The 1,746-nt window shown below is 65.8% G+C and carries 1 protein-coding gene; it reads right to left on the minus strand.

Translation table 11 applies throughout. The features are described 5' to 3' along the window. Positions 1 to 239: 239 nt before the first annotated feature. Positions 240 to 1,616 (minus strand): IS1380 family transposase, encoded by a 1,377-nt coding sequence (locus tag AB7849_RS19455; protein WP_369501564.1) that lies wholly within the window; start codon positions 1,614 to 1,616, stop codon positions 240 to 242. Positions 1,617 to 1,746 lie beyond the last annotated feature (130 nt).

The raw sequence follows: 1,746 nt of genomic DNA on the forward strand, positions 1-1,746 counted from the left end.
CCTGATTCCGTGACCACGTTACCACGCCGCCACCACCTTACGGCCGTCTATACGTCCAAGGAACAATCATGGTCTGGCGGCGGTCATTTGGCTTGGCCAGACGCCGCATGAGGGACGCGCCAACGTGGTCATCGTGGCCGGACGGTGCGATGGAGCGTCGGTTTTCCAGCCAGTGCGCAAGCATTGCCCTCGCGATGGATCGCGCGACCGGTGGCTTGCGCTGTTCGCGTGGAGCGCGGCTAGGCCGGGATGATGTCTACCTCGGGCGGCTCGCTGCGTGTCCAGTCGTCATACAGCGCGCGCCACACGATCAGTGCCGGGCAGTGTTGGCCGAAGTTCAGCGCCACGCGGCGCGCATGGACGGCCAACTGCGCGGCCACGCGCATCATTTCCTGCATGACGGTTTTGAGCCGGCGCCGCTTGGCGGGATGGCGCAGAGGCGCGGCTTTGTTCAGCAGGGCTTGCTGACCGATCAGGCGCAGGATGTTGTAGGCCACGGCGGCGAGGCTCAGCACCAAGGTGTTGGTGTCGAACTTGCCGCTGGGCAGGCGCTCCAGATCGAGGTCGGTCTTGAATTCGCTGTGGAACTGCTCGTGGGTGCCGTGTGCTTCGTACAGCGCGATGATGGCCTCGGCCGACAGATCGAGCGTGGTTTCCCAGCCGTCGATGGTTACCTCCGGGAACAGCAGCATCGTGCCATCGGCCTTGCAGGTGCGCTCGGTCAGGCGCAGCACGCGGCGCAGCGGCACCTTGCGCTCGTCCAGCGTGATGACGCGCCCGTCGGTCACCCAGGTGGTGGTGCGCTTGCCTTCGCGCGGCGTGTCCCATTCAACATCGGTGTCGGCGCGTTTGGCGGCGGCGCAGCCTTCGACATCGAAACGGCGCGGGTTCCACTTGCCGAGCACATCCATGCGACCGTGACCTTGCGTCAGTGCGGTGCGGAACATCGACTCGCTGTCGAAACCCGAGTCCCAGCGCAGCAGCAGTTTCTTGTCGGTCAACGCCAGCGCGCGCGGGATCGCGCGTTCCAGGGTGTATTCGCTCTCCTTCGCGCTGTGCTGGGTGCCGTCGCGCAACTCCAGCGCGAGGCAGTAGCCCTCTTCGGCGCCCAGATACGCCGCGATCGGCGCGAACCCGTCGTAGCCGGCGTAGGTGCGGCCCACGCCCTGCTTCTTGCTGTCGGAGTTGTCCAGGCAGAACACGTCGATGTCCAGCGGCACGTGACCGCTCGTCGTCGTGGCGAACTGCGCACGGCCGCGCTTGAGCAGCGGCACCAGCAGCGCATCGACGGCTTCGGAACCGGCCATGCCCATCGTGTCCATGCGCTGGCGCAGCGTCGCCGCCGACGGCACGCCGGACAGGCCCAGCGCCCGGGGGAAGAACGCTTCGTCGCGCTTGCCCTCAATGGCATCGAAATCGCTCTTGCCCTCCACCAGCAAACCGACGTAGCTGGTCAGAATCTGGCTGCTGGGCAGGCCTTGGCGCACCGGAAACGCCGGATCGATGCGACGAGCAATCTCGGCGAAACGATGCAGCGCGACACCGACAAACGCCAGGCCCGACATGGCCGTCAGGTTGCGCGAGGATTGGCGAATGAGGAACGGTGTGGGCGGCATGAGCGAACTGTGCGGCAACGACATCAAGCCGCAGCATACCCAACACCGCAGCTCACCCGATGGGTGAAGGGCAGATCCACCGCAGGTGTTGATGTGGTGCGGTTTGGCGGGGAGAGATCACGGAATCAGG

The sequence above is a fragment of the Rhodanobacter sp. FW021-MT20 genome (assembly GCF_041107475.1).
In the GTDB taxonomy this organism is placed as follows: domain Bacteria; phylum Pseudomonadota; class Gammaproteobacteria; order Xanthomonadales; family Rhodanobacteraceae; genus Rhodanobacter_A; species Rhodanobacter_A glycinis.